Source organism: Microcoleus sp. B3-A4, from assembly GCF_036705385.1.
Classification (GTDB): domain Bacteria; phylum Cyanobacteriota; class Cyanobacteriia; order Cyanobacteriales; family Microcoleaceae; genus Microcoleus.
The window spans coordinates 1-2,521 of sequence record NZ_JAUBUI010000187.1; the positions used below are offsets into that span (position 1 = coordinate 1).

The 2,521-nt window shown below is 41.3% G+C and carries 1 protein-coding gene and 2 pseudogenes; 1 reads left to right on the plus strand and 2 read right to left on the minus strand.

The features are described 5' to 3' along the window. Positions 1-261: 261 nt before the first annotated feature. On the minus strand, positions 262-1,257 hold the full coding sequence (locus QUB33_RS29150) for an IS66 family transposase (RefSeq protein WP_445299574.1): 996 nt from the start codon (positions 1,255-1,257) through the stop codon (positions 262-264). A 92-nt stretch (positions 1,258-1,349) separates the two neighbouring features. Here QUB33_RS29150 and QUB33_RS29155 point away from each other — a divergent pair. After that, positions 1,350-2,064 (plus strand): annotated as a pseudogene (locus tag QUB33_RS29155) (ISKra4 family transposase); the annotation flags it as partial. A 224-nt stretch (positions 2,065-2,288) separates the two neighbouring features. Here QUB33_RS29155 and QUB33_RS29160 read toward each other — a convergent pair. Continuing rightward, positions 2,289-2,447: pseudogene (locus tag QUB33_RS29160) on the minus strand (IS4 family transposase); the annotation flags it as partial. Between the last annotated feature and the right edge of the window lie 74 nt (positions 2,448-2,521).

The following is a 2,521-nucleotide window of genomic DNA, read 5'->3' on the forward strand; positions in this document are numbered from 1 at the left end:
AAGCTTGTTGACGAAATTCCCGTAATTGTTCTAACTTCATGGCAGGTAGATTTGAGATTTTTAGCTGAATTCTCAATCTTCTACCCTTACGCTGTCTGTTGAAACTATCGCAGACAGTTTTTTTTCTGTTGCAAGTCTCCGAGAACGTCAACGGTCGCTGGCATCTATCTTATGGTTGAGCCTGATAGTTGGTCGCCAGCGACCATTGCCGTTCTTGAGAACTGTTCGCTAGTCTCACAGCGATCACACTTTTTGACCTGCTTAGTCTAAACTCCAATTAAAAGCTTCATCTATTAATGAAATAAATACTTGGGCGACTGCTGCATTATTGTCACCCGGGAGTCCCAGCACTCTCTTAAAATGCCGTCGTAAATGGGCTAGACACTTCTGTTGGCCTGTGATTGTGCCACCATTATAAACACTGAAATCATCTGAGCTTAAGACTCCAGCAAATTCTGTACCCAGCATTGTTTCCAATTCCACACGTCCCCTGGTATCTGCGGCATGGAATAAACAGAATCCCTCTCCACTAGCCGTCCATAGCCATTCTTTAACCCCCATGACACACCACGGCGTTTCATCTACATGAACCTTTGATTGAAGAGGTGCCCATTCCCACAGTGCTTTGAGCGCTGGTTTGACTGCTGCTGCTACTCGTTGATTGGTTTTTTGGAGTGTTCCCACTCCCACTTCAATCGTGCCGAGTTCCCACAACAATTGACTCAGCTTGCCGTAGGAAAGATGCCCGTAATTGCCCAGCCCGACTAATAGGGCTTGGAGATTAATGCTCAAGTCTTGGCCTGGAACTATTCCCAAGGGTGGTTCTCCTCTAACTACTGCACCACATTCGAGGCATTTACACGATTGTGTCTGATATTCGACGACCTCGATTGGTTTTGCTACTAGACTTGCTACTTGCTGAGAGTGGATGTTGATTACTTCACTTAATTCTTGACTGCCACAATTTTGACAGATGTTGGGTGAGCTAATTTCGGTTCTATCTACTCGTCCAAACCCTTTGCGAGTTTTCCCCTGATGACCTGGTTGTCCGCCTGGTTTCTTTTTCTGGTCTTGTTCTGTTTTGACTGTTGATTTCTCTGGTTTTTGGAGCAGATCCGTTGATGGGGGCTTTGAAGAAGTCTGACTGGTGGTTCGCCTCTTGCCCGTAGCAATAGCTAATTTTTCTTGCAATTCTTCAATGATTTTTTGCAGCCCCAGTACCATTTCCACTCCTTCAGCTTGGCTCAACTGCTCGATTTCGGTTTTTTTCTTTCTGTCTGGTGGCTGCGGGCTTTTTCATTCGTTTATTTTACCCGCTTTTGCCACTGAAGTTTTTTTTGACCTGAATCCTTACGAAATTCACAGGAATCTCAGTGAGTCATAGTACATTACAAAGATTAGTAAAGAACCAAGAATTTGAATTACCTACATCTAAACAAGGAGTCCAAGAAATTACATTAGATGGAGGGAAAGTCAGGCTACGTAACGAAAACAAGGGCGAGCCATGTAATTGGAAAGATTATAAAGCCATCTGTGCAAGATAATGTTTATTGCGGAGCCTTTTTTCAAAGTAATCAAGATCTCATTGATTGGACTAATAGCCAAAAATTGCTGCATCCTATATATTGTATAGGAGATGGTCATCCCAGAATTTGGAACCTATTTCAAGAAATTGGAACTACTGAACAAAGACAAGAAATCTTAGATTGGTATCATCTGAAAGAAAATCTCTACAAAACGGGGGGTTCAGTGAAACGATTAAAACAAGCAGAAAGCCTGTTATGGTTAGGGAGAGTTAATGAAGTTATTAATTTATTTAAACAGCTAAAAAGGCAAGCATTTAAAACATTTTGCAATTATTTAAAGACCCATAGCAGCCGAATAGTTAACTACCAATACCATCAAGAAGAATCTCTAAGTTCTCTAGGTTCTGGAACAGTTGAGTCAACGATCAAACGAATTGGACTCAGGGTGAAACTATCAGGATTCCAATGGAATATGGAGAGTGTTTCTTATATCCTTTCTCTTCGCTGTGCTTATTTCAATGGTCAACTTTCCACTTGATGTATTTGCCAAACTGAGATGCACCCCAGCTACCCCAATACGGTTCACTTAAGGCTAGGCAGTGCTTAAAACAGTAAAAATAGGAGGATTCATTTTTATTCCAGTACCTCTATGTTGAACTTTTTTGGAGATTAATTTTGAAACAGGCTTTTTCACCACTCTTGGGTTATTTCTCTGAACTCTTTCCGGTAAACTTTGGTCAAGTATCTCTAAAGTTAACCAACTTAAAAAAAGGGACGTTCTTGTGGTTCTAATCGCTGAAATTTGGGGAGTGCACGACGAATAACTCGTAATGTTCCCGTAAAAGACAGACGTAATGGTGAAATCTCTGCACTATGCGCTGCTTGACAAATTAATGACCGCACCGCCCAATGTCCTAATAATAGACCTCTTGCAGAATTGATTTTGTGTTATAATGAGGTCTTTTTAATCTTAATGGGGTGATCTAACTAAAAAG